At 71.6% G+C, this 24,140-nt stretch carries 24 protein-coding genes; 8 read left to right on the forward strand and 16 right to left on the reverse strand.

The annotated features are described in order from the left end of the window. Positions 1-18 precede the first annotated feature (18 nt). The 3 genes from BN159_RS47555 to BN159_RS13025 all read left to right on the forward strand — a co-directional run bounded on the left by BN159_RS47555 (position 19) and on the right by BN159_RS13025 (position 1,083). Complete coding sequence (locus BN159_RS47555) at positions 19-66, forward strand: hypothetical protein (protein ID WP_374211733.1); 48 nt, start codon at positions 19-21, stop codon at positions 64-66. Between the two features lie 79 nt (positions 67-145). After that, a complete protein-coding gene (locus BN159_RS13020) occupies positions 146-676 on the forward strand; it encodes a cupin domain-containing protein (RefSeq protein ID WP_015657447.1) in 531 nt (176 codons plus the stop codon). Further along, positions 673-1,083 carry a rhodanese-like domain-containing protein gene (locus tag BN159_RS13025; RefSeq protein WP_015657448.1) on the forward strand — a complete coding sequence of 137 codons (411 nt, stop codon included), beginning with the start codon at positions 673-675 and terminating at the stop codon, positions 1,081-1,083. Before BN159_RS13020 ends, BN159_RS13025 begins: the two co-directional genes overlap by 4 nt. Before the next feature lie 21 nt (positions 1,084-1,104). Here BN159_RS13025 and recX read toward each other — a convergent pair whose 3' ends face one another. Both recX and recA read right to left on the reverse strand, forming a co-directional pair. Next, positions 1,105-1,884, reverse strand: a complete 780-nt coding sequence (gene recX / locus BN159_RS43860; protein ID WP_015657449.1) for a recombination regulator RecX — start codon at positions 1,882-1,884, stop codon at positions 1,105-1,107. Positions 1,885-1,888: 4 nt separating this feature from the next. Further along, on the reverse strand, positions 1,889-3,007 hold the full coding sequence (gene recA / locus BN159_RS13035; protein ID WP_015657450.1) for a recombinase RecA: 1,119 nt from the start codon (positions 3,005-3,007) through the stop codon (positions 1,889-1,891). Between the two features lie 242 nt (positions 3,008-3,249). On the opposite strand from recA, the gene BN159_RS13040 reads away from it, so the two are divergent. Beyond that, entirely contained in the window at positions 3,250-3,822 is a 573-nt protein-coding gene (locus tag BN159_RS13040) for a GNAT family N-acetyltransferase (RefSeq protein WP_041819200.1), read from the forward strand. 4 nt (positions 3,823-3,826) lie between these two features. On the opposite strand, the gene BN159_RS13045 is transcribed toward BN159_RS13040, so the two are convergent. Next, positions 3,827-5,104, reverse strand: coding sequence for an AI-2E family transporter (locus BN159_RS13045; protein WP_015657452.1), 1,278 nt, complete (start codon positions 5,102-5,104; stop codon positions 3,827-3,829). 60 nt (positions 5,105-5,164) lie between these two features. Then, positions 5,165-5,362, reverse strand: a complete 198-nt coding sequence (locus BN159_RS13050) for a DUF3046 domain-containing protein (protein WP_015657453.1) — start codon at positions 5,360-5,362, stop codon at positions 5,165-5,167. 80 nt (positions 5,363-5,442) lie between these two features. Here BN159_RS13050 and BN159_RS13055 point away from each other — a divergent pair, with 80 nt between their 5' ends. Further along, the gene (locus BN159_RS13055; protein ID WP_041819203.1) at positions 5,443-6,387 is read left to right on the forward strand and encodes a hypothetical protein; all 945 of its coding nucleotides are present in this window, start codon (positions 5,443-5,445) and stop codon (positions 6,385-6,387) included. Between the two features lie 24 nt (positions 6,388-6,411). Here BN159_RS13055 and BN159_RS13060 read toward each other — a convergent pair whose 3' ends face one another. The 3 genes from BN159_RS13060 to BN159_RS13070 are packed head-to-tail and all read right to left on the reverse strand — an operon-like array spanning position 6,412 to position 8,302. Continuing rightward, positions 6,412-6,720, reverse strand: coding sequence for an AzlD domain-containing protein (locus BN159_RS13060; RefSeq protein WP_015657455.1), 309 nt, complete (start codon positions 6,718-6,720; stop codon positions 6,412-6,414). Beyond that, the gene (locus BN159_RS13065) at positions 6,717-7,439 is read right to left on the reverse strand and encodes an AzlC family ABC transporter permease (RefSeq protein WP_078598793.1); all 723 of its coding nucleotides are present in this window, start codon (positions 7,437-7,439) and stop codon (positions 6,717-6,719) included. The genes BN159_RS13060 and BN159_RS13065 overlap by 4 nt, the downstream gene beginning before the upstream one ends. Further along, positions 7,346-8,302 carry a helix-turn-helix transcriptional regulator gene (locus BN159_RS13070; protein WP_015657457.1) on the reverse strand — a complete coding sequence of 319 codons (957 nt, stop codon included), beginning with the start codon at positions 8,300-8,302 and terminating at the stop codon, positions 7,346-7,348. The genes BN159_RS13065 and BN159_RS13070 overlap by 94 nt, the downstream gene beginning before the upstream one ends. Positions 8,303-8,395: 93 nt before the next feature. Between BN159_RS13070 and BN159_RS13075 the strand changes: the two genes are divergently transcribed. The 3 genes from BN159_RS13075 (at position 8,396) to BN159_RS13085 (ending at position 15,061) form a co-directional block, all read left to right on the forward strand. After that, a complete protein-coding gene (locus BN159_RS13075) occupies positions 8,396-13,360 on the forward strand; it encodes an ATP-dependent helicase (RefSeq protein WP_015657458.1) in 4,965 nt (1,654 codons plus the stop codon). 30 nt (positions 13,361-13,390) lie between these two features. Then, the gene (locus BN159_RS13080) at positions 13,391-14,221 is read left to right on the forward strand and encodes a DNA-formamidopyrimidine glycosylase family protein (protein WP_015657459.1); all 831 of its coding nucleotides are present in this window, start codon (positions 13,391-13,393) and stop codon (positions 14,219-14,221) included. Between the two features lie 75 nt (positions 14,222-14,296). Next, entirely contained in the window at positions 14,297-15,061 is a 765-nt protein-coding gene (locus BN159_RS13085) for an SDR family NAD(P)-dependent oxidoreductase (protein WP_015657460.1), read from the forward strand. Here the strand turns inward: BN159_RS13085 and BN159_RS43865 are convergent. From BN159_RS43865 to BN159_RS13125, 9 genes are all read right to left on the reverse strand, one after another. Continuing rightward, positions 15,009-15,284 carry a hypothetical protein gene (locus BN159_RS43865; RefSeq protein WP_015657461.1) on the reverse strand — a complete coding sequence of 92 codons (276 nt, stop codon included), beginning with the start codon at positions 15,282-15,284 and terminating at the stop codon, positions 15,009-15,011. The genes BN159_RS13085 and BN159_RS43865 overlap by 53 nt on opposite strands. A 91-nt stretch (positions 15,285-15,375) precedes the next feature. Next, a complete protein-coding gene (locus BN159_RS13090) occupies positions 15,376-15,846 on the reverse strand; it encodes a Dps family protein (protein WP_015657462.1) in 471 nt (156 codons plus the stop codon). 156 nt (positions 15,847-16,002) lie between these two features. Continuing rightward, positions 16,003-16,383, reverse strand: a complete 381-nt coding sequence (locus BN159_RS13095; protein WP_015657463.1) for a helix-turn-helix domain-containing protein — start codon at positions 16,381-16,383, stop codon at positions 16,003-16,005. Positions 16,384-16,492: 109 nt separating this feature from the next. Continuing rightward, entirely contained in the window at positions 16,493-17,038 is a 546-nt protein-coding gene (locus BN159_RS13100; RefSeq protein WP_015657464.1) for a CinA family protein, read from the reverse strand. After that, positions 17,035-17,748 (reverse strand): CDP-diacylglycerol--glycerol-3-phosphate 3-phosphatidyltransferase, encoded by a 714-nt coding sequence (gene pgsA / locus BN159_RS13105; protein ID WP_015657465.1) that lies wholly within the window; start codon positions 17,746-17,748, stop codon positions 17,035-17,037. The genes BN159_RS13100 and pgsA overlap by 4 nt, the downstream gene beginning before the upstream one ends. Next, on the reverse strand, positions 17,745-19,214 hold the full coding sequence (gene rimO, locus BN159_RS13110) for a 30S ribosomal protein S12 methylthiotransferase RimO (RefSeq protein WP_015657466.1): 1,470 nt from the start codon (positions 19,212-19,214) through the stop codon (positions 17,745-17,747). The genes pgsA and rimO overlap by 4 nt, the downstream gene beginning before the upstream one ends. A gap of 86 nt (positions 19,215-19,300) precedes the next feature. After that, positions 19,301-20,134, reverse strand: coding sequence for a helix-turn-helix domain-containing protein (locus BN159_RS13115; protein WP_015657467.1), 834 nt, complete (start codon positions 20,132-20,134; stop codon positions 19,301-19,303). Positions 20,135-20,378: 244 nt separating this feature from the next. Next, on the reverse strand, positions 20,379-23,075 hold the full coding sequence (locus BN159_RS13120) for a DNA translocase FtsK (RefSeq protein ID WP_051113506.1): 2,697 nt from the start codon (positions 23,073-23,075) through the stop codon (positions 20,379-20,381). Positions 23,076-23,209: 134 nt separating this feature from the next. Next, complete coding sequence (locus tag BN159_RS13125) at positions 23,210-23,890, reverse strand: response regulator (protein WP_015657469.1); 681 nt, start codon at positions 23,888-23,890, stop codon at positions 23,210-23,212. Positions 23,891-24,140 lie beyond the last annotated feature (250 nt).

A 24,140-nucleotide genomic window follows, 5' to 3' on the forward strand; every position in this document is an offset into this window, starting at 1 on the left:
CTGTGGCGGAAGGTCCATGTGGACCTCGTCCGCTACGCGGGCTGCATGTGTACCCGGTCCTGCTGAATTCGCATCTCTCCTCCTTCGCGCGCACCACCGACGTGCCGTCGCGCGCACCCCGCGAACCCTCATCAGGACGGTCGAAGTGTCTGTCTCCCCCTCCCCTGCCGTTTCCACCGCCACCGCTCCCACGCAGGCGGACCTCCTCGATTTCGTACGGCGCACCGCCGCCGACGCCGAGCTGATCGCCTCGCTGCCGCTCGACCCCGAGGGGCGCACCTGGGTACGTCTGGAGGGGCCCGCCGGGAGTGAGGCCTGGCTGATCGGCTGGCCGCCCGGCTCGGGCACCGGCTGGCACGATCACGCGGACTCGGTCGGCGCGTTCCTGACGGCGGCCGGTGAGCTGAGGGAGAACTCGCTCGCCGCCCGGCTGCCCACGGACGGCTGGAAGACCCTGGAACTCAGCGAGGACGTGGACCGGGAGCGCAGGCTGCCGGCCGGCAAGGGCCGCTCCTTCGGCCGCCACCATGTCCACGAGGTCCTCAACGAGTCCCCGGACCGCCACGCGATCTCCGTCCACGCCTACTATCCGCCGCTGCCCCGGATCCGCCGCTACAGCCGCAGCGGGCCCGTGCTGCGCCTGGAGCAGGTCGAGCGCCCGGAGGACTGGCAGTGAGCGGCCGGGGCGAACAGCCCGTCGGCATCGACGAGTTGTTGGAGCGGGTCCGCGCGACCTACGTCCGCGTCACCCCTCGCGAGGCCTACGACGCCGCCCAGGCCGGCGAGGCGCTGCTGGTGGACATCCGGTACGCGGCCCTGCGGGAGCGGGACGGACTGGTTCCCGGTGCGCTGGTGATCGAGCGGAACGAGCTGGAGTGGCGCCTGGATCCACGGGGCAGCCACCGTGTGCCCGAGGCCGGCAGCCATGACCTGCGGGTGGTGGTCTTCTGCAACGAGGGATACGCGTCCAGCCTGGCGGCGGAGTCGCTGCACCGGCTGGGCTTGCACCGGGCGACCGATCTGACCGGCGGATTCCAGGCGTGGCGGACGGCCGGTTTGCCGGTCACCGGGGTGCGGCGCTGACCTCCCGGTGCGCCCCGCGCGTCAGTACCCCTCGCCCGCCATGAACTCCGTGTCCTCTCCCTCCGCTTCCAACGCCTGCCGGACCACCCTCAGTGCCATCCCCTCGGGGTATCCCTTCCGGGCGAGCATTCCGGCGAGACGGCGCAGGCGCTTGTCGCGGTCGAGGCCCCGGGTGGAGCGCAGCTTGCGGTCGACGAGTTCGCGCGCGGTCGCCTCCTCCTGCTCGGAGTCGAGCTGCCCGACGGCCTCGTCGATGAGCGCGGAGTCGACGCCCTTGGTGCGCAGTTCCTGGGCGAGCGCCCGCCGGGCCAGTCCCCGCCCGTGGTGCCGGGACTCCACCCAGGCGTCCGCGAACGCGCTGTCGTTGATCAGCCCGACTTCCTCGAACCGCGACAGCACCTCCTCCGCGGCCTCGTCCGGGATCTCCCGCTTGCGCAGGGCGTCGGCAAGTTGCTTGCGGGTGCGCGGAGTCCCGGTGAGCAGGCGCAGGCAGATCGCCCGTGCCCGCTCCACCGGGTCCCCCGGGGGCTCCCCCTGCTCGGCCCTCGACGAGGCAGAGGTGCCTCCGTCCTCACCGGACGGCTCTTCGCGACCGCGCCGACGGCGCCCCCGGGCGCCGCCCGCGCCACGAGCCCCACCGGCTCTCCGACGCGAACCGCCGGCAAGCCCATCGCCGTACGGCCCGTCACCGCCGTACGCGTCGCCGTCCTCGCCCCCCGCGGAGCCCGTGACGCCTCTCCCGCCCCGCTCCTCCGGCGGGTCGGGGCAGGCGTACTCGGCCCAGTCGGTTCGTCGTGTCACGGGGTCAGCTCTTGGCGGCGGCGGCCTTGGTCTTGGTGGCCTTGGCCGCGGCCGGAGCGGGCACCGTCTTGGCGTCGTCCGCGGCACCCGCGGCGTCCGCGCCCGGCTCGGCGGCCGGCTGCTCCGGACGCACACCGACGCCCAGCTTCTCCTTGATCTTCTTCTCGATCTCGTTGGCCAGGTCGGGGTTGTCCTTCAGGAAGTTGCGCGCGTTCTCCTTGCCCTGGCCGAGCTGGTCGCCCTCGTACGTGTACCAGGCGCCGGCCTTGCGCACGAAGCCGTGTTCCACGCCCATGTCGATCAGACCGCCCTCGCGGCTGATGCCCTGGCCGTAGAGGATGTCGAACTCGGCCTGCTTGAAGGGCGGCGCGACCTTGTTCTTGACGACCTTGCAGCGGGTGCGGTTGCCGACCGCCTCGGTGCCGTCCTTCAGGGTCTCGATACGACGGATGTCGATACGCACCGAGGCGTAGAACTTCAGCGCCCGGCCACCGGTCGTGGTCTCCGGGGAGCCGAACATCACGCCGATCTTCTCGCGCAGCTGGTTGATGAAGATCGCGGTGGTCTTCGACTGGTTGAGCGCGCTGGTGATCTTCCGCAGCGCCTGGCTCATCAGACGGGCCTGGAGACCGACATGGCTGTCGCCCATCTCGCCCTCGATCTCCGCGCGCGGCACGAGCGCGGCGACGGAGTCGATGACGATGAGGTCGAGGGCGCCGGAGCGGACCAGCATGTCCACGATCTCCAGAGCCTGCTCGCCGTTGTCCGGCTGGGACAGGATGAGGTTGTCGATGTCGACGCCGAGCTTCTTGGCGTACTCGGGGTCCAGGGCGTGCTCGGCGTCCACGAAGGCCACCTGGCCGCCGGCCTTCTGCGCGTTCGCCACCGCGTGCAGGGTCAGGGTCGTCTTACCGGAGGACTCCGGTCCGTAGATCTCGACGACGCGGCCGCGCGGCAGGCCGCCGACGCCGAGGGCCACGTCGAGCGCGGTCGATCCGGTCGGGATGACCTCGATGGGCTCCATCGACCGCTCGCCCATGCGCATGACCGCGCCCTTGCCGAATTGCCGTTCAATCTGTGCGAGTGCGGCATCCAGGGCCTTCTCGCGGTCGGTTCCTGCCATGGGTTCCACCCGATTTGCTTGAGTCGATCGCTTCACGTCAAAGACGCTAACGCCTGCCACTGACAATGCGCCCCGACGCCCGTCCGGCCTGTGGATAACTCGGGTGCTTCTCCGTCCAAATCATGGCAAACCACCCGTCGAAAGCTCCGCCGGCGCCTCCATGAGAATGGATGTTCGATTTTCGTGTCAAGCACACCACGCGAGGCGTGCCGCCGGGCCGAGGACGGCTCTATCGTGCAGTCATGACCATCGAGGTTCGCCCGGCGTCGGTCTACGAGGACGTCCGGGCCGTGATCGGGCCGAAGTCACCCACGGCGAGTGTCTGCTTCTGCCTGAGCTACCGGATCCCCTCCAAGCTCAACAACGAGCTGCGCGGCCCCGCCCGCGGCGAGTACGTCGCCGAGCTGTGCCGGGCCGAGCCGCCTCCCGGGGTGATCGCCTACGACGGTGACGAGCCGGTCGGCTGGGCCGCGGTGGCCCCGCGCGCGGAGACCTCCTTCGCCCGCAACCGCAAGATCCCGCACGTCGACGATCTTCCGGTCTGGTCGTTGTGGTGCGTCCGGGTCCGCCCCGGCCACCGCAAGCAGGGCATCTCGCACGCCCTCATCGCGGGCGCGGTGGAGTTCGCCCGCGCGCACGGCGCCCCGGTCGTGGAGGCCTACCCGCTCGACAACGGCGACGCCAGGGTCGACCTGACGACGGCGTACGCGGGTCTGCGCAAGAACTTCGAGCGCGCCGGGTTCGTCCATGCCGCCGACACCACCTCGGTGCTGGCGGGGCATCCGCGGATTCTGATGCGGCTGGACCTGCGCTGAAGGGTCAGCCCTCGCCGGAACCCGGGGCCTTGTCCGGGGAACCCTCGCCGGAAGCGTCCTCCGGCCGCGCCCAGGCCCGCCTCACGCGGGCGATCAGGCCCTGGCCCTGACCCCGGCTCCGGTGGCCGTGCACACGGGGGTCGTCGGTGACGTCGTACCGCTTCACATACGCGCCCAGGAACGCCTGAAGGGTGGCGACCGCCGGAATCGCGATCAGTGCGCCCACCGCGCCCAGGAGCGCGGTACCGGCGATCACGGAACCGAAGGCGACCGCGGGATGCACATCGACGGTCTTCGCGGTCAGCTTGGGCTGGAGCACATAGTTCTCGAACTGCTGGTACACCACGACGAAGATCAGCACCCACAGCGCATACCAGGGATCGACCGTGAAGGCGATCAGCATGGGCAGGGCGCCCGCGAGATAGGTGCCGATGGTGGGGATGAACTGCGAGACCAGACCCACCCAGACGGCGAGCACGGGCGCGTACGGCACGTCCAGGGACTGGAGCAGGATGTAGTGGGCTATCCCGGAGATCAGCGCCATCAGTCCGCGGGAGTACAGATAGCCGCCGGTCTTGTTCACCGCGATCTCCCACGCGCGCAGCACCTCGGCCTGCTTGGCGGGCGGCAGGACGGAGCACAGGGCGCGGCGCAGTCGCGGGCCGTCCGCGGCGAAGTAGAACGAGAACAGCGTGATCGTCAGCAGTTGGAAGAGACCGCCGATGACCTGCGCGGACACATCGAGGACACCGGTGGCGCTGTTCTGCACGTAGTTGCGCAGCCAGTCGGAGCGCAGCAGGCCCTCCTGGATGTCCACCCGCTTCAGATCGGTCTGGAAGTGGGTGTTGATCCAGTTGATGACGGAGTCGAGGTAGTCCGGGAAGCCCTCGACCATGGTGATGATCTGGCCCGCGAGCATCGAGCCGAGCAGGGTGACGAACCCGGCGGAGACCACCATCACGGCGAGGAACATCAGAGCGGTGGCCAGGCCCCGGCGCATCCCGCGGGCGGCCATCCAGCTCACGGCGGGCTCGATGGCCAGCGCCAGGAAGAACGCGATCAGGATGTTGATCAGCAGCCCGGTGAGCTGGTGGAAGGCCCAGCTGCCGAGCTGGAAGGCACCGACGAGCGCGAGGGCGAGCACCATCGCGCGCGGCAGCCAGCGCGGCATGCGGGCGTTCGGCTGCGCGGCGCCCCCGTCGGCCGGGGGCCGGGTCGGGGGCGTCGTACCGAACGGGGATGCCTGCTGGGCGAGCTGCCCGGTGTCGTCAGTGGGGGCCACGGAGCAAGTCTCGCCCACGCCACCGACAATCGGGGGGCGGGGTGCGATCTTCGTGACCTGTCAGCGCTGTTCCTGTGGCACGTTCATGACGTGGCAAACAACCCGCCACACGTCCTTGGCCTCCCAGCCGGCGTCCAGCGCCTCGTGCACGGTGCGTCCGCCGAGCTCCGACATCACGTGATCGCGCGCGAAGGTGTCGGCGTATCCCGCCGTACCGAAGTGCTCCGCCATCCGCTCCCAGAAGACCGTCAACCTCATGACGTCAGTATCCCGCCCCTGAGAGTGGGCCCGAGCCGGGACCCCTCGCCGAGACCGCTTTCCGGCCTACGGTCTGACCCATGGCCGAAACAGGAGCTTCACCACTCCCCCCGACGCCCCCGGTGCACTCCCCGCTCTTCCGCGCCGAGCAGTTCGTGTGGCTCACCGCGCGCGTGCTGGAGCAGCGCCTCTTCGCGTACCACTTCCTGCACGGCGGCGCCGACCCGGTCGAGACCGCGCTGGACGCCTACCGCAACGACGACGGTGGCTACGGTCACGGACTGGAGCCCGATCTGCGCGGCCCGGTGAGCCAGCCGCTGCACACCGGGCACGCGTTGCGGGTGCTGGACGCCGTCGGCCGCTGTGGCGGGCAGCGGGTGGAGCGCGTCTGCCGCTATCTGACGTCGGTCTCCACCGGGGACGGTGCCCTGCCGGTGATCCATCCCGGTCAACGGGGTTATCCGGCGGCGCCGTTCATCCCGATCGTGGACGACCCGAGCAGCGAGCTCCTGGCCACCGGCCCCGTGGTGGGCGTGCTGCACCGCAACGAGGTGTGGCACGCCTGGCTGTTCCGGGCCACGGACTTCTGCTGGCAGGCGGTGGAGTCCCTGGAGAAGTCCCATCCGTACGAGATCGAGGCCGCCGTGGCCTTCCTGGACTCCGCTCCCGACCGCGCCCGCGCGGAGGCCGCCGCCGACCGGCTCGGCCGCCTGGTGCGGCAGCACCGGCTCGCGGCATTGGACCCGGACGACCTCGCCGCGTATCCGGTCGCGCCCGGCTACGCCCCCACCGAGCACCACTTCCCGCACGACTACGCGAAGTCCCCGCACTCACTGGCACGCGCGTGGTTCACCGACGACGAGATGTCCCGCTCACTGGACTTCCTCGCGGCGCAGCAGCAGGAAGACGGCGGCTGGCCGATCCGCTGGCGCCAGTGGTCGCCGGGCCCCGCCCTGGAGGCGCGCCCCATGGTGACGATCGAGGCCCTGCACACACTGCGGGCGTACGGGCGGGCCATCGGGTGACGAGCCGGGCCAAGAGGGGGCTGTTCATCCCCCCAATGCCCGCACTCCCGCCGTCACCACCACGGCTGCCCCCACGACCACCAGGAACGGCGCCCGCAGCACCAGCGCCACGGCCGCCGCGGCCAACCCCGCCGCTCTCGCGTCCAGGACCAGCGCCCGTCCGTCGGCGAAGGTCTGCTGGGCCGTGAGGGCGGCGAGGAGCGCGACGGGGAGCAGTGCGGCGAGCCGCCGGACCAGGGGCCGCTCCAGAACCCCGGCGGGCACCAGGAGCCCGGCGAGCTTGACGGCGTAACAACCGAGGACGGTCAGCCCGATGGCGATCCAGATCGTCACCGGTCCCCCTCCTTCAGCCCGCGCCGCCCCTGGGCCCACAACACCGCGGGCGCCGCGAGCGCGGCCACCAGCACCGGCACTCCGGCGGGCAGCACCGGCAGCAGCCCGAGCCCCAGGACGACCGCGGCACCGGCGACCGCACGCTCGGTCGTGCTGGTCAGCATCGGCGCGAGCAGCGCCAGGAACACGGCGGGTCCGGCCGCGTCGAGGCCCCACGCGTCGGTGTCCCCGATGGCCTCGGCGCCGAGCGCCCCGGCCAGCGTGGTGAGGTTCCACAGCGCGTACAGGCTGAGCCCGGTCACCACGAACCCGAGCCGCGCGGCCCGCCGGGTGGGCTGGGCGAGCGCGACGGCGGCCGTCTCGTCGATGACCCACTGAGCGGCGAACGGCCGTACTACGCGCGGGAGGGCAAGTACCTGCGACAGACGCAGCCCGTAGAACGCGTTGCGCACCCCGAGGAAGAAGGCCCCCGCGGCCGCGGCGAACGCCCCGCCGCCCGCGGCAAGCGCCCCGACGAGCGCGAACTGGGACGCGCCGGTGAACACCAGAAGGCTGAGCGCGCAGGTCTGCCACAAGGTGAGCCCGCTGCCCGCCGAGGTCACCCCGAAAGCGAACCCGGACAGCCCTACGGCGACCCCGACCCCGAGCCCGTCCCGTACGACGGCGGCGTCCGGCTTTCGCTCGCCGTCCCGTATGTCTGTGAGTGTTGTGTCTGCCACGCCCCGGACGGTACGAGGAGCCGCCCCGCCGGGTCTTGTACGTTCTTGCGCTCGCGCTGGTACGCGCCGGGCGGCACGCCCACGATCCGGGTGAAGTGCCGGTTCAGGTGCGGCTGGTCGGCGAAGCCCACGGCGACGGCGGCCTCGGCGGGCGTCACGCCCGTGTCCAGCAGCCGGCGCGCGTGCCGTACGCGGGCGTCCGTCAGCCAGGTGTGGGGCGGCATCCCATAGGCGTCGCGGAAGGCGCGCAGCAGCGCGAACGGGCTGGTGCCCAGCTCGGCGGCGAGCTTCTCCAGGCTCGGCGGCTCCGCCATCCGCTCCTGGAGCACGCCACGCGCGCGTGCCGCGACCCGGGCGCCTGCCGTGCGGATCTCGCGCCGTGGCAACGGCCCGCCGTTCAGCCGCAGCAGCCGGGTCACGGCGACCCGCAGCAGGGTGTCGGCAGCCAGGGCGTTGCCCTCGTCGGCGGCGCGCAGCACCTGGTGGACCAGGGACACGGCGTAGGGATCGTCGAGCACCGGGGAGACGAACCCGGGTGTGCCGCGGATCGCCGTGGTCTCGGCCGCGATCTCCGCCACCACCTCGGGCGACGGATACACGGCCCCGTACCGCCACCCCTCGGGCACCCCGGCCCGCCCGGTGTGCGGGGTGTCGGGGTTGACCAGCGCGAGCGCTCCGGCGCCCGCGGACACATCGGAGCCGCGGTGGTGGAAGACCTCGACGCCGTCGGCGATGGCGGCGATCACGAAGTTCTCGTGGGTGTGCCGGACGAAGGTCTTGCGGATGTACCGGGCCCGCAGCAGGTCGACACCGGGCAGCTCCGTGTACCGCCAGTGCCGTGCCCGTTCACTCGAACCCGCCATGCCCCCATTCTCACCGGACCCGGACCGGTGCCGCCCCCGCCCGCGTTGGCGCAGGTCAGCGTGATTGTCAGTGGCCGGGTGCAGGATGGACGCATGGTCAGCTCCGCACACCGAGCCCTGGACGGCTTCTCCCCCGCGACCCGCGGCTGGTTCACGGGGGCGTTCTCCGCGCCCACCGCGGCCCAGGCGGGCGCGTGGCAGGCCATCTCCGAGGGCTCGGACGTGCTGGTGGTGGCGCCCACCGGCTCCGGCAAGACGCTGGCCGCGTTCCTCGCCGCACTCGACCAGCTGGCCTCGGCTCCCCCGCCCGCCGACCCCAAGAAGCGCTGCCGGGTCCTGTACGTCTCACCGCTGAAGGCCCTCGCGGTGGACGTCGAGCGCAACCTCCGCAGCCCGCTGACCGGCATCCGCCAGGAATCCGTCCGCCTGGGCCTGCCCGAGCCGGAGGTCAAGGTCGGCATCCGCTCCGGCGACACCCCGCCCGCCGAGCGCCGGGCCCTGTCCACCCGCCCCCCGGACATCCTGATCACCACCCCGGAATCCCTGTTCCTGATGCTGACCTCGGCCACCCGTGAGGCGCTGACCGGCATCGAGACGGTGATCCTCGACGAGGTGCACGCGGTCGCGGGCACCAAGCGCGGCGCCCACCTCGCGCTCACCCTGGAGCGCCTGGACGAGCTCCTGCCGAAGCCGGCCCGCAGGATCGGCCTGTCCGCCACTGTCCGCCCGGTCGACGAGATCGCCCGCTATCTCTCCCCGCGCCGCAAGGTGGAGATCGTCCAGCCGAAGTCGGGCAAGGAGTTCGACCTCTCGGTGGTGGTCCCGGTCGAGGACCTCGGCGAACTGGGTGGCTCACCGGTGGCCGACGGCAATGAGGGCGGCGAACGGCCGTCGATCTGGCCGCATGTCGAGGAGCGGATCGCCGACCTCGTCCAGGCCCACCGCTCCACCATCGTCTTCGCCAACTCCCGCCGCCTGGCGGAGCGCCTGTGCAACCGCCTGAACGAGATCGCCTACGAGCGGGCCACCGGCGAACCCCTGGACGAACACCACGCCCCCGCCGAGCTGATGGGCGGATCCGGTGCCGCCCAGGGCGCCCCGCCCGTCATCGCCCGCGCACACCACGGCTCGGTCTCCAAGGAACAGCGCGCCCTCGTCGAGGAGGACCTGAAGGCAGGGCGCCTGCCCGCCGTGGTGGCCACCTCCAGCCTCGAACTGGGCATCGACATGGGCGCGGTCGACCTGGTCGTCCAGGTGGAGTCCCCGCCCTCCGTCGCCTCCGGCCTCCAGCGCGTGGGCCGCGCGGGACACCAGGTGGGCGCGGTCTCGACCGGTGTGGTCTTCCCGAAGTACCGCGGCGACCTGGTCCAGGCGGCCGTGGTCACCGAACGGATGCGCACCGGCGCCATCGAGTCCCTGCGGGTCCCGGCCAACCCCTTGGACGTACTGGCGCAGCAGGTCGTCGCCATGACGTCGATGGACACCTGGCAGTTCGACGACCTCCTCACGACGGTCCGCCGCGCCGCCCCGTTCGCCTCGCTCCCGGAGTCCGCGTTCACCGCCGTCCTGGACATGCTCGCCGGGCGCTACCCCTCGGACGCCTTCGCCGAACTGCGCCCGCGCGTGGTGTGGGACCGCGTCGCCGGCACGATCACCGGCCGCCCCGGCGCCCAGCGCCTCGCCGTCACCTCCGGCGGCACGATCCCCGACCGGGGCCTGTTCGGGGTTTTCCTCGCCGGTTCCGACCCCAAGAAGGGCGGCGGCCGGGTCGGCGAGCTCGACGAGGAGATGGTCTACGAGTCCCGCGTGGGCGATGTGTTCACGCTCGGCACCAGCTCCTGGCGCATCGAGGACATCACCCGCGACCGCGTCCTGGTCTCCCCCGCACCCGGTGTCCCCGGCAGGCTCCCCTTCTGGAAGGGCGACCAGCTGGGCCGCCCGCTCGAACTGGGCCGCGCGGTGGGCGCGTTCCTGCGCGAGGTCGGTTCGCTGACCAAGGAAGACGCCCGGCTGCGCCTGCTGGCCGCGGGCCTGGACGCCTGGGCCGCGGACAACGTGCTGTCCTACCTGGACGAACAGCGTGAGGCCTGCGGTCATATCCCCGACGACCGCACCATCGTCGTCGAGCGCTTCCGCGACGAGCTGGGCGACTGGCGGGTCGTCGTGCACTCCCCCTTCGGCGCCCAGGTGCACGCCCCCTGGGCGCTCGCCCTGGGCGCGAAGCTCTCCGAGCGGTACGGCATGGACGCGCAGGTGATGCACGCGGACGACGGCATCGTGCTGCGCCTGCCGGACGCCGACCTGCTGGGCCTGGACCTGCTGGACCAGGAGCCCCGCAAGGCGGGCACCGAGTTCGACGCCGACCAGGCCCCCGTAGGAGCCGCGGATGTCGTCTTCGACAAGGGCGACGTCGACCAGATCGTCACCGACCAGGTCGGCGGCTCGGCCCTGTTCGCCTCCCGCTTCCGGGAATGCGCGGCGCGTGCCCTGCTGCTGCCGCGCCGCAACCCCGGCAAGCGCACCCCGCTGTGGCAGCAGCGCCAGCGCGCGGCCCAACTGCTCCAGGTGGCCAGCGAGTTCGGCTCGTTCCCGATCGTCCTGGAAGCCGTCCGCGAATGCCTCCAGGACGTCTTCGACGTCCCCGGACTCACCGAGCTGATGGGCGACCTGGAGTCCCGCAAGGTGCGCCTGGTCGAGGTCACCACCCCCGAGCCCTCCCCGTTCGCCCGGTCCCTGCTGTTCGGGTACGTCGCCCAGTTCCTGTACGAGGGCGACTCCCCGCTCGCCGAGCGCCGCGCCGCCGCCCTCTCCCTCGACTCCCGGCTGCTGGCCGAGCTGCTCGGCCAGGCGGAGCTGCGCGAGCTGCTCGACGCCGAGGTGCTGACCGAGCTGGAGCGGGAACTTCAGTGGCTCACCGAGGACCGGCGGGTCAAGGACGCCGAAGGCGTCGCGGACCTGCTGCGGCTGCTCGGCCCGCTGACGGACGCCGAGCTGGCCCAGCGGGGCGCGGAGCCGCACTGGGCGCAGGAACTGGCCGGAGCCCGCCGCGCCATCAAGGTCCGTATCGCCGGCACCGACCACTGGGCGGCGATCGAGGACGCGGGCCGACTGCGCGACGCCCTCGGCACCGCACTGCCGGTCGGCGTACCGGAAGCCTTCACGGAGCCGGTGAAGGACCCGCTCGGCGACCTCCTCGCGCGGTACGCCCGCACCCACGGCCCCTTCACCTCGGTCACCGCGGCGGCCCGGTTCGGCCTGGGCGTGGCGGTCACCGAGGGCGCCCTCCAGCGGCTCGCGGCGGCGGGACGGGTCGTCCAGGGCGAGTTCCATCCGGCCGGGATCGGCCAGGAGTGGTGCGACGCGGCGGTCCTGCGACGGCTGCGCCGACGCTCCCTCGCCGCCCTGCGGCACGAGTTGGAGCCGGTGCCTCCGGCCGCGCTCGCCCAGTTCCTGCCCCAGTGGCAGCACATCGGCAAGGGACACGGGCTGCGCGGCATCGACGGACTGGTGCGCGCCATCGAGCAGCTTCAGGGCGCGTCGGTGCCCGCCTCAGCCCTGGAGAAGCTGGTCCTGCCGTCCCGCGTACAGAACTACACGCCCGCGATGCTCGACGAACTGACCTCCGCCGGAGAGGTGGTGTGGGCCGGAGCAGGCGCCCTGCCCGGCAAGGACGGCTGGGTCTCCCTGTACATGGCGGACGCGGCCCCCCTGCTGCTTCCCGCGCCCCACCCCCTGGAGCCGACCGCGCTCCACCAGTCCGTGCTGGACACACTCTCCGGTGGCTACGGCCTGTTCTTCCGGCAGATCGCCGACCAGGTCCGCGCCACCACCCACCCCGATGCCACCGACCCCCAACTCGCCGACGCCCTCTGGGAGCTGGCGTGGTCGGGCCGTCTGACGAACGACACGCTGGCTCCGATGCGCTCCCTGCTGGGCTCGGGCCGCACCGCGGGATCCACGGCCCACCGAGCCAAGCGCACCGTCCCGCGCGGACGCTACGGCTCGCTCACCGCCGCCGCCCGCCCCGCCTCCCGCTCGGGCCCGCCGACCGTCGCCGGGCGCTGGTCCCTGATCCCGGCCCATGAACCCGATCCCACCGTCCGCGCCCACGCCCTGGCCCGCACCCTCCTCGACCGGCACGGCGTGGTCACCCGGGGCGCGGTCTCCGCGGAAGGCGTCGAGGGCGGCTTCTCGGCGACGTACCGCATCCTGTCCGTGTTCGAGGAGAGCGGTCAGGCCCGGCGCGGCTATGTGGTGGAGGGCCTCGGCGCCGCGCAGTTCGCGATGGACGGAGCCGTGGACCGCCTCCGCGCGGTGGCGAACGCCCGCGACCGCGGCGAGTCCCTGCCGCCCCCGGCGTTCCCGGCCGGCGACTTCCCGCCCCAAGCCTTCCCGACCGGCGACTTCCCGGCCCAGGCACTCCCGACGGGTGACTTCCCCGTCGGCGACTTCCCGAACGGCGATTTCACAAGCGACGACTTCCCGCCCGAGTCCTTCCCGCCCGCCCCCTTCACGGATCACGCCTTCGCGAACCCCGCCTTCGGCGACGGCCTCGACAAGGGCGCCCCCCACACCCCCACCCGCCCCGACGAGTACGTCTCCCCCCGAGACTTCCCACCGCCACCCGCCCAACACCCCGGCCGCCGCAACCGCCCCACGCCCGACACCCGAGCCGTCGTCCTCGCCGCCGCCGACCCCGCGAACGCCTACGGCGCCGCCCTGTCCTGGCCCGAGCCCCCGACCGGCGCCGGGCACAAGCCTGGCCGGAAGGCGGGCTCGCTGGTGGTCCTCGTGGACGGCGAACTGACCCTCTACATGGAGCGCGGCGGCAAGACCCTGCTGGCCTGGCCCAGCGGCGCCCCCGACGACTCCCCCATGGACGACCCCCGCCTCCTCTCGGCCGCCGAAGCCCTGTCCGCGGCCGCCCGCGCGGGCTCCCTCGGCACGGTCACCGTCGAGCGCGTCAACGGCGCCTCCGCCCTGACGTCCCCCTTCGGCACCCTCCTGGAAGGAGCGGGCTTCATCGCCACCCCCCGCGGCCTGCGCCTACGCGCCTGATCCGAGCACCCCTCGTGCCACCCTTGACCCATGCCCGAAGGAGACACGGTCTGGCAGGCCGCGAAGCGCCTGCACACAGCCCTCGCGGGCAGGGCACTGACCCACACCGACTTCCGGGTCCCCAAGTTCGCCACGGTCGACCTCGCCGGACGTTCCGTCCTGGACGTCACCCCGCGCGGAAAGCACCTCCTCACCCGGATCGAGGGCGGCCTGACCGTGCACTCGCATCTGGGGATGGACGGCTCCTGGAAGGTGTACGCCGACCGGCAGCGTTGGTCCGGCGGCCCTGCCCACCAGATCCGCGCGATCCTCGCGACCACGGACCGCACGGCCGTCGGCTACCGCCTCCCGGTCCTCGAACTCCTCCGCACCGCCCACGAGTCCCGGGCCGTCGGCCACTTGGGCCCCGACCTCCTGGGCCCGGACTGGAACCCCGCCCTGGCGCTGGCCAACCTCCTCGCGGACCCCGCCCGCCCCCTCGGGGAGGCCCTCCTCGACCAGCGCAACCTCGCCGGCATCGGCAACATCTACAAGAGCGAGCTCTGCTTCCTCCTCGGCGCCACCCCCTGGCTCCCGATCGGCGCCCTCCCTCCCGACCGCGCGACCGAACTCCCCGGACTCGCCCAGCGACTTCTCGAAGCCAACCGCGAGCGTCCGGTCCGCAGCACGACCGGCCGCCGCGGCCAGGACCTCTTCGTGTACGGCCGCGCACCTCGCCCCTGTCTGCGCTGCCACACCCCCATCCGCTCCGCCAACCAGGGCGACGGCTCCCGCGAGCGCCCCACCTACTGGTGCCCGAGCTGCCAGACCGGCCCGTCCCCCGCACTGAGCCGCCCGCGCACCGGACCGCCTTCGCCGTAGAGCAGGAGGCCCCGCACCGTTAGAGCCCCGCACCACTAATTGACGACCTGTCAGAAACCCTCGTACCGTCGCTTCATGGCCGTCAGCGTGTACGACCTCACCGGACGCACCGCCTTCGTCACCGGTGCCGCGAGCGGGATCGGCCGGGCCTCGGCCGTCCTGCTCGCGGAGGCCGGCGCCACCGTGCACTGCGCGGACCGCGACCCGCAGGGCCTGCACGAGACCGCGACCCTGATCAAGGACCGTGGCGGCACCGCCCACACCCACCCCCTGGACGTCACGGACGGCGCCCAGGTCAAACACGCGGTGGAGTCCTGCGAGCGCCTGGACGTGATGGCCGCGATCGCCGGAATCATGCACAGCAGCCCGGTCCTGGAGACCACGGACGAGGACCTCGACCGGGTCCTGAACGTCAACTTCAAGGGCGTCCTGCACGCCTGCCAGGAGGCGGCCCGGCTGATGCTCGCCGGACACGTGCGGGGCAGCATCGTCACCATGGCCTCGGGCGCCGTGGACACCGGCGGCCCCGGCCTCCTCTGCTACGGCGCCGCCAAGGCGGCCGTCGTGCAGCTGACGAAGACGCTGGCGACCGAGGTCGGCCGGCACGGCATCCGGGTGAATGCCGTGGCGCCGGGCTGGATCCGTACCCCCATGACGGATCGCCACGACGACGAAGCACAGGCGCACACCGAGGCGCTCATGACGCGGATGGCGCCCCTCGGCCGCGTCGGCGCACCTGAGGACGTCGCCCACGCCGTGCTCTATCTGGCCTCGGACGCCTCGGCGTTCACGACGGGCCAGATTCTGCGTCCGAACGGTGGTGTGGCGATGCCGTGGTGACGGGGGCCGCCCGCCACGCCCGAACCCACCGCCCCGTGGCGACGGCGCCCACGGCCCGCGCCTTCGGCACACAGTGCACCGGCAGCAGGCTCAGCCCCCATCCCCCGGCGGCCACCGCGCCCTCCAGCACCCCGGCGTCCGGCGCCACGGCGAGCCGCAGCACGGCCCACCACCACAGCACCCCGAGCCCGAGCGCCGCCCCCCAGCGCGCTATCCCCGCCATGACCGCCACCTCCAGCCCGACGCTAGACCCGCGCCCTCACCCGCCGGGAGGGCGCACCGGCGGCACACGGATGCACCCAGGACGACCCTCCTCAGCCGTTCTCCGCCTGGAACATCCAGTGGTGCTTCTCCAGATCCGCCGTGATCGTGATGAAGATGTCCTGGCTCACCGGATCCGCCTCGCCGGTCGCCGCGATCCGCTTCCGCATCCGGGCGATCACCGCACCGAGGGCCTCGACCAGCCTGCCCACGGCGTCGACGTCCTTGACCCAGCCGTCGGACACGGCCCCGATGCCACTGCCCGCGGCCACCGTCGCGGCACGTCCGTCGGGCGGGACGCCCAGGGCCGAGGCCCGTTCGGCGACCGTGTCGGAGTGCAGCCGCGCGGTGTCCACGACCTCGTCGAGCTGGAGATGGACGGTACGGAACCGCGGCCCGACCACGTTCCAGTGGATCTGCTTCGCCACCAGGGCGAGGTCCACGAGATCGACGAGGGCGCCTTGCAGGGCCTCGGTGACGGTCTTCAGGTCGGCGTCGGACAGCGGGCTCTTCACGACGTACATCCACATGCTCCGATCGGTGGTGCCCCGAGTTCCACGCCCTCCACGATGCACGAAAGCCCCGGCCGTCGCCTCTCCAGTCTCGCTGGAGAAACCCCGGCCGGGGCTTCATGCACGTCCTCAGCGCATGATCAGCTCATGCGCCCACGCGCGTGGCACTCACGCGGCGACCACGTCCACTGCTTCCGCGGGCGCCTTGATCGTCACCCGTTCCGGTGGCACACCGGTCACCGAAACGGAACCCAGCATCGGCCGGACCGACGTGGGCACGGGCTCACTGGGCGTGGCCGCTGCCGACTGGGCCAGCTCGGCGAGGGCGAGCTCGTCGCTCACTTCCCGCATGAGCTCGGACATCCGTACGTCCAGCGCGTCGCAGATGGCGGAGAGCAGCTCGGAGGAAGCCTCCTTCTGCCCCCGCTCCACCTCGGAGAGATAGCCGAGCGATACTCGGGCGGACGAGGAGACTTCGCGCAGAGTACGGCCCTGGCGCTGGCGCTGCCGACGCAGCACGTCACCCAGCAGGCGACGGAGCAGAATCATCGGTGGCTCCCTCCTCGGACCGCGTAGCCGCATCCTTCACGCCCCACCGTACCGCCTCGCGCTGCGGCCGTGCGGGGAGCGATGTCGTGTTCACTCAGGGCTGCAAACATCAAAACCCCCCGTTCTGTTCCGTATCCTGTGCCCGCTCATTCTCGGTCTGTTCGCTCGCAAGCTGCTGAAGGAGCAACGCGAGTACGCTCCGTACACTCTCCATACGAATTTCCGCCCGGTCGCCGTTCAACCGCAGCAAGGACACTTTCCCGCCGCCGACGGTCCCGAAATCCGGCCCGCAGGGCCCTTCCACGGCCACGAAAACTGTGCCCACGGGCTGCTCGTCCTGCTCGTCCGGCCCGGCGACACCGGTCGTCGCGATGCCCCAGTCGGCCCCGAGAGCCTTCCGCACCCCGGCCGCCATCTGGGCCGCGACCTGCGGATCCACCGCTCCCCGCCGCTCCAGCAGGGCGGCGTCGACACCGAGCAGCTGCGCCTTGAGTTCAGTCGCGTAGGCGGTCACCGAACCCCGGAAGGCCTTGGACGCCCCGGGAACCCCTGTGATCTCCGCCGCCACAAGGCCACCGGTGAGCGACTCCGCGACTGCGAGGGTCTCGCCCCTCACTGTCAGTAGTCGCACCACGTCGGCGGCCGGGGAACTCACGCTTCCGTCTCCTCCAACGCCGCCTTGCGCTCGGCGATTCCCTGTCTGCGCAGCACAATGGCCTGTCTTACATAGTCGAGCCCGGTCACCACGGTCAGGACCACCGCCGCACCCATCACCCAGAACCGAAGAGTGGCCAGCCACCCCGTCAGCGCCAGGATGTACATGCCGACGGCCACGCCCTGGGTGAGCGTCTTGAGCTTGCCGCCGCGGCTCGCGGGGATCACGCCGTACCGGATGACGAGAAAACGCAGAAGCGTGACGCCGAGTTCCCGGCCGAGGATCACCACGGTCACCCACCACGGCAGATCGCCGAGCGCGGACAGGCAGATCAGCGCCGCCCCCATGATCGCCTTGTCGGCGATGGGGTCGGCGATCTTCCCGAAGTCGGTGACCAGGTTGTACGTCCGGGCCAGATGGCCGTCGAACAGGTCGGTGATCATGGCGATGGCGAAGGCCGCCCAGGCGAGCGAGCGCCACGCCGGGTCATAGCCGCCGTCGGCCAGCATCAGCGCGACGAACGCGGGCACCAGCAGCAGCCGGAGCATGGTCAGGAGGTTGGCGATGTTCCAGACGCTGGCCTGGTTGACGGCCGCCGCCGCGAGCTTCCCGCCCCGGGCCGACTTCGCGCCCCCCGGTTCACCGGAGGCCGCGGCCGCGGGTGTCGCCTTGGGGGAGCCGCCCGCGGCGGACGCCGGGACTCCGGTCATCTGGCCCCCTCCTCACCGGATACGAGCGAGCCGTGGAGCGGCTCGGCCACGAGGTCGACACCCTCGGTGCCGACCACCTTCGCCTCGACGATACGGCCGACACTCAGACCCTGGCCGCTCGTGAGCAGCACCTGGCCGTCCGTCTCCGGCGCCTGGTGCACGCCACGGCCGTACACGCCCTCCTCGTCGACGGACTCGACGAGCACCTGGACGGTCTCGCCCAGGCGCTCCTCGGCCCGCTGCGAGACGAGCTGCTCGGCCAGCCGGGAGACCCGTGCGAGCCGGTCGGCGACGACGTCCGGGTCGAGCTTGTCCTCGTACGTCGCCGCTTCGGTGCCCTCCTCGTCGGAGTAGCCGAAGACGCCGATGGCGTCCAGGCGCGCGTGGTTGAGGAAGCGCTCCAGCTCGGCCAGGTCCGCCTCGGACTCGCCGGGGAAGCCCACGATGAAGTTGGAGCGCACGCCCGCCTGGGGGGCCTTGCTCCGGATGGTGTCGAGCAGCTCCAGGAAGCGGTCGGTGTCGCCGAAGCGGCGCATCGCCCGCAGCACGGCGGGCGCGGAGTGCTGGAAGGAGAGGTCGAAGTAGGGCGCGATCTTGGGCGTGCCGGTGAGGACGTCGATCAGCCCGGGGCGCATCTCGGCCGGCTGGAGGTAGCTGACGCGTACCCGCTCGATGCCGTCGACCTCGGCCAGCTCGGGCAGCAGCGACTCCAGCAGGCGGATGTCGCCGAGGTCCTTGCCGTAGGAGGTGTTGTTCTCGGAGACCAGCATGATCTCCTTGACGCCCTGCTCGGCCAGCCAGCGCGTCTCGTTCAGCACGTCGCTCGGGCGGCGCGAGATGAAGGAGCCGCGGAAGGAGGGGATGGCGCAGAAGGTGCAGCGCCGGTCGCAGCCGGAGGCGAGCTTCACCGAGGCGACGGGCGCGCCGTCGAGCCGTCGGCGCATCGGCGCGCGGGGGCCGGAGGCGGGTGCGAGGCCGTCCGGGAGGTCGACCGGGGCGTGCCCGGGCAGGGCGACCTCGGCGGCGGACTCCTGGCGCTCGGCCGGGCTGATCGGCAGCAGCTTGCGTCGGTCGCGCGGGGTGTGCGAGGCGTGGACGCCGCCGCTCAGGATGGTCGAGAGGCGGTCGGAGATGTCCGCGTAGTCGTCGAAGCCGAGCACGCCGTCGGCCTCCGGCAGCGCGTCCGCCAGTTCCTTGCCGTACCGCTCGGCCATGCAGCCCACCGCCACGACGGCCTGGGTTCTGCCGTGCCCCTTGAGGTCATTGGCCTCCAGGAGGGCGTCCACGGAGTCCTTCTTGGCGGCGTCGACGAAGCCACAGGTGTTGACGACGGCGACATCCGCGTCGGAGGCATCCTCCACGAGGTCCCAGCCGTCCGCCTCCAAGCGGCCTGCGAGCTCCTCCGAGTCCACCTCGTTACGGGCGCAGCCAAGAGTGACGAGTGCGACGGTACGGCGTTCAGGCATGGGCTCAAGACTACTTTGTCTCACTGACACCCAACGTCGACGGGGTTGGCCAAGATCGACCAACCCCGTCCGTTTGCGCAGATGGCTCAGCCGACCTGGGGATCGCCCTTTGTGTATGTGAGGCGTTCCACCGCGCCCGGCTGCCAGTCGTCGTCGATCTTCTTGCCGTTGACGTAGAGCTGGATCGCGCCCGCGTCGCCGAGGACGAGGTTGATCTTCTCGCTGTCCTGGAAGGTCTTGGAGTCGCCCTGCTGGAGCAGGCCGTCGAAGAGCAGCCGGCCGTTGTGGTCCTTGGCGGAGATCCAGCTCTTGCCGTCGGCGGCGCTGACCTGGACCGTCACCTTGTCCTGGGGCGCGGCGGCGATGGCGCTGTCGGACGGCTCCGGCTTCGGGTCCTCGGGCTTCTCGGTCTTGGGCTTGGTCGTGGCGGGCTTGCTGGTCGACGGCGTGGCGCCCTCGGCGACGGACCCCGCGCCGCCGTCGTCGCCCTTGAACGCGGTGAACCCGACGAAGCCGATCACGGCGACGATCGCCGCGACCATGGCCGCCGTCCAGTTCGGCCCGCGCCGCTCCGGGCGGATGCGCTCCGCCTCGAACAGCGGGGCCGCGGGGGTCGGCGCCGGACGCCCCCCGTGATCCGCGTCGTACTGGGCGAGCAGGGGCGCCGGATCGATGCCGACGGCCTTGGCCAGGGTCCGGATGTGACCGCGCGCGTACACGTCTCCGCCACAGGGGCCGAAGTCGTCGGCCTCGATGGCGTGCACGATGGGCAGGCGGACGCGGGTGGCGTTGCTGACGTCGTCGACGGTCAGTCCGGCAGCGATACGCGCCTGCTGGAGGGCACGGCCGACGGAGGGCCGGTCGTCGCCGGAAACGTCTTCGAACGGACGCTCGTCTTCAGGGGAGTTGCCGATGGACACGGGGGCGCCTTTCGAGCGTGTAGCCACCTGTGCTGGAGGTTCAGTCTAGGGGGGGTACGAAAGGGTGGGGCAACCGGGCGGTGGGACTTTGTACGCCATCGGTATGGCCGGACACACCGATGGTGGGGCAGGAGCTTTTCGCTTCCCTCAACTTGACGTACGCCGAAGGGAAACGGTTGCTCAATGATCCCTTACGGGTGAGTCACGATCGAACATCGGTGGTCTCCTCCGCGCGGCACTTCTCTCAAGCCTCCCCGCGGATCTGCGCCAGCACGCCATCCAGCTCATCAGGCTTCACAAGAACGTCACGAGCCTTGGAGCCCTCGCTCGGCCCGACGATGTTCCGCGACTCCATCAGATCCATCAGCCGCCCGGCCTTGGCGAACCCGACCCGCAGCTTGCGCTGGAGCATGGACGTCGAGCCGAACTGCGTGGAGACGACCAGCTCGGCCGCCTGGCACAGCAGGTCCAGGTCGTCGCCGATGTCCTCGTCGATCTCCTTCTTCTGCTTGGTGCCCACGGTGACGTCGTCCCGGAAGACCGGCGCCATCTGGTCCTTGCAGTGCTGGACGACCGCCGCGACCTCTTCCTCGGTCACGAACGCGCCCTGCATACGCGTGGGCTTGTTGGCGCCCATCGGCAGGAACAGCCCGTCGCCCTTGCCGATCAGCTTCTCGGCGCCGGGCTGGTCGAGGATGACCCGGGAGTCGGCGAGCGAGGAGGTGGCGAAGGCGAGCCGGGAGGGCACGTTCGCCTTGATCAGACCGGTGACCACGTCCACCGACGGCCGCTGCGTGGCGAGCACCAGATGGATGCCTGCCGCGCGCGCGAGCTGCGTGATGCGCACGATCGCGTCCTCGACGTCCCGCGGCGCGACCATCATCAGGTCGGCGAGCTCATCGACGATCACCAGCAGATACGGATACGGCTGAAGCTCCCGCTCGCTGCCCTCGGGCGACTTGACCTTGCCGTCCCGTATGGCCTGGTTGAAGTCGTCGATGTGCCGGAAGCCGTACGCCGCCAGGTCGTCGTACCTGAGGTCCATCTCCCGTACGACCCACTGGAGCGCCTCGGCGGCCCGCTTGGGGTTCGTGATGATCGGCGTGATCAGGTGCGGGATGCCCTCGTAGGCGGTGAGCTCGACCCGCTTGGGGTCGACGAGGACCATACGGACGTCCTCCGGGGTCGCCCGGACCATGATCGACGTGATCAGGCAATTGATGCACGACGACTTGCCCGAACCGGTGGCTCCGGCGACCAGGACGTGCGGCATCTTCGCGAGGTTGGCCATGACATAGCCGCCCTCGACGTCCTTGCCGAGCGCCACCAGCATCGGGTGGTCGTCCTCGGCCGCGGCCGCGAGGCGCAGCACGTCACCGAGGTTGACCATCTCCCGGTCGGTGTTGGGGATCTCGATGCCCACGGCCGACTTGCCGGGGATCGGCGAGATGATCCGCACGTCCGGGCTGGCCACGGCGTACGCGATGTTCTTGGTCAGCGCCGTGATCCGCTCGACCTTCACCGCGGGCCCGAGCTCGACCTCGTAGCGCGTGACCGTCGGCCCGCGCGTGAAGCCGGTGACGGCGGCGTCGACCTTGAACTCGCTGAAGACATTGGTGAGCGAGGCGACGACGGCGTCGTTTGCCGCGCTGCGCGCCTTGCCGGGTCCCCCGCGCGCGAGGAGGTCCAGCGAGGGCAGGGAGTAGGTGATGTCACCGGACAGCTGGAGCTGCTCGGCGCGTGGCGGCAGGTCGGCGGGTGCCTCCGGCGCGGGCTTGGTGAGGTCGGCGACCTCGGCCTTCAACCGCTCCTGCTTCAGCCGCGCGGCCGGGACGGGCGTCGGCGTCGGCGTGGTCTCCTCGCGGCCGCCGACGCTGACGCCCTGGGTGAGGTCGGCGACGATCGGCGAGGGCGGCATGCCGTGCAGCACCGCCCCGTCGAGCGCGGCGGCGGCGGCCGCCGCGACGTCCACGGCGTCCATGGGGCGGCCCAGGTCCGGCTGGGGCACCGCGGAGCGCCGGGGGCGCCCGCGACGCCGCGAGAGGGCCTCCTGCTCGGCGCCGTCGGGGTCGTAGTCCTCGGGCGCGGATCCGCGCCGACGCCCGCGCGGGGGCAGCGCCTCACGCCACTGCTCGTCATAGCGCTCGTCGTCGTCGGAGAACTCCTCCGGATCGTGCAGGACCCCGAGCTTCACCCCGAGCAGCCTGAGCCGCTGCGGGATGGCGTTGACCGGCGTGGCCGTGACGACCAGCAGTCCGAACACGGTCAGCAGCACCAGCAGCGGTACGGCGAGCATCTCGCCCATCGTGTACGTCAGCGGGGTCGCCGCGCTCCAGCCGATGAGGCCGCCGGCGTCCCTTATGGCCTGCATGCCGTCGCTCCGCGCGGGCGAGCCGCAGGCGATGTGCACCTGGCCGAGAACGCCGATCACGAGCGCGGACAGGCCGATCACGATCCGCCCGTTGGCCTCCGGCTTCTCCGGGTGCCGGATGAACCGTACGGCGATCACCGCGAGCAGGATCGGCACGAGCAGGTCGAGCCGGCCGAAGGCGCCGGTCACCAGCGTCTCGACGAGGTCGCCGACGGGACCGCGCAGATTGGACCAGGTGCCCGCGGCGACGATCAGGGCGAGACCGAGCAGCAACAGCGCGACGCCGTCCTTGCGATGGGCCGGGTCGAGGTTCTTCGCGCCCTGCCCTATCCCGCGGAACACCGCGCCGACGGCATGCGCGAGCCCGAGCCAGACGGCACGCACCAGTCGGTACACGCCCCCGGTGGGGTTGGGGGCCGGCTTGGGCACGGGCTTCTTGGCCGCGGCCTTCTTCGCAGGCGCCTTCTTCGCTGGAGCCTTTTTGGCGGCGGCCTTCTTCGCCGGACCCTTCGCGGGAGCGGCCGCCTTCTTCGCGGGCTGCTTCTTGGCTGCGGAGGGACGTGAGGCCATAGGTGTGAGATTACCGGTGGAGGCGACGGCGGACACGTGTGCCCACTGCTTCACCCGTTCGTGTCGCCGTTACGACGGCGCTGAACTGACGCGCGTTCACAAAGCGGTCATCTTCAACGCGCCCCGCGCGGGCGTCAGTTCTGCGAGGACACCGAGGAGGCGTTGCCCGCGCCGGGCTCCAACGCGTCCAGCGCGCGCCGCAATCCGGTGAGTTTGCGCTCCAGATGGGCGGCCGTGGCGACCGCCGCCGCGTCCGCGGATTCGTCGTCGAGCTGCTTGGAGAGCGCCTCGGCCTGCTCCTCGACCGCCGCGAGCCGCGCGGACAGTTCGGCGAGCAGCCCCGCCGGTTCCTTGGTCTCGGCGCCCGCGGTCCTGCCGCCGCCCTCCAACTGGAGCCGCAGCAGCGCCGCCTGCTCCCTGAGCTGGCAGTTCTTCATGTACAGCTCGACGAACACGGAGACCTTCGCCCGCAGCACCCACGGGTCGAACGGCTTGGAGATGTAGTCGACCGCACCGGCGGCGTATCCGCGGAAGGTGTGGTGAGGTCCATGGTTGATCGCGGTGAGGAAGATGATCGGGATGTCCCGGGTCCGCTCCCGGCGCTTGATGTGCGCGGCGGTCTCGAAACCGTCCATGCCCGGCATCTGGACGTCCAGCAGAATGACCGCGAAGTCGTCCGTGAGCAGCGCCTTGAGCGCTTCCTCCCCGGACGATGCCCGCACCAGGGTCTGATCGAGCGCGGAGAGGATCGCCTCCAGCGCCAGCAGATTCTCCGGCCGGTCATCGACCAGGAGGATCTTGGCCTTCTGCACCATGGCCCGCCCTCCTCGCCCCGGCATGGGGCCTCCCCTGTCCGCAGGACTTGGGGCAGCACCTGCGGGTGCCGCCCCAGGGGACGACTCCCTTGCGCCGCCCGTCCTCGTGCCGGTCATGGTAGCCGCACCCCGCCCGTCGCCACACCCTGTCACCGCGATGTCACTGTGCACGTAGCAGAAACGTAGCGGGAGACCAGAAGGTTCCCCCAATCCCGTACTTCTACACGGCTTCGAGCACACTGCGTCAGCA

It is taken from the genome of Streptomyces davaonensis JCM 4913, from assembly GCF_000349325.1.
GTDB classification, from domain to species: Bacteria; Actinomycetota; Actinomycetes; order Streptomycetales; family Streptomycetaceae; genus Streptomyces; species Streptomyces davaonensis.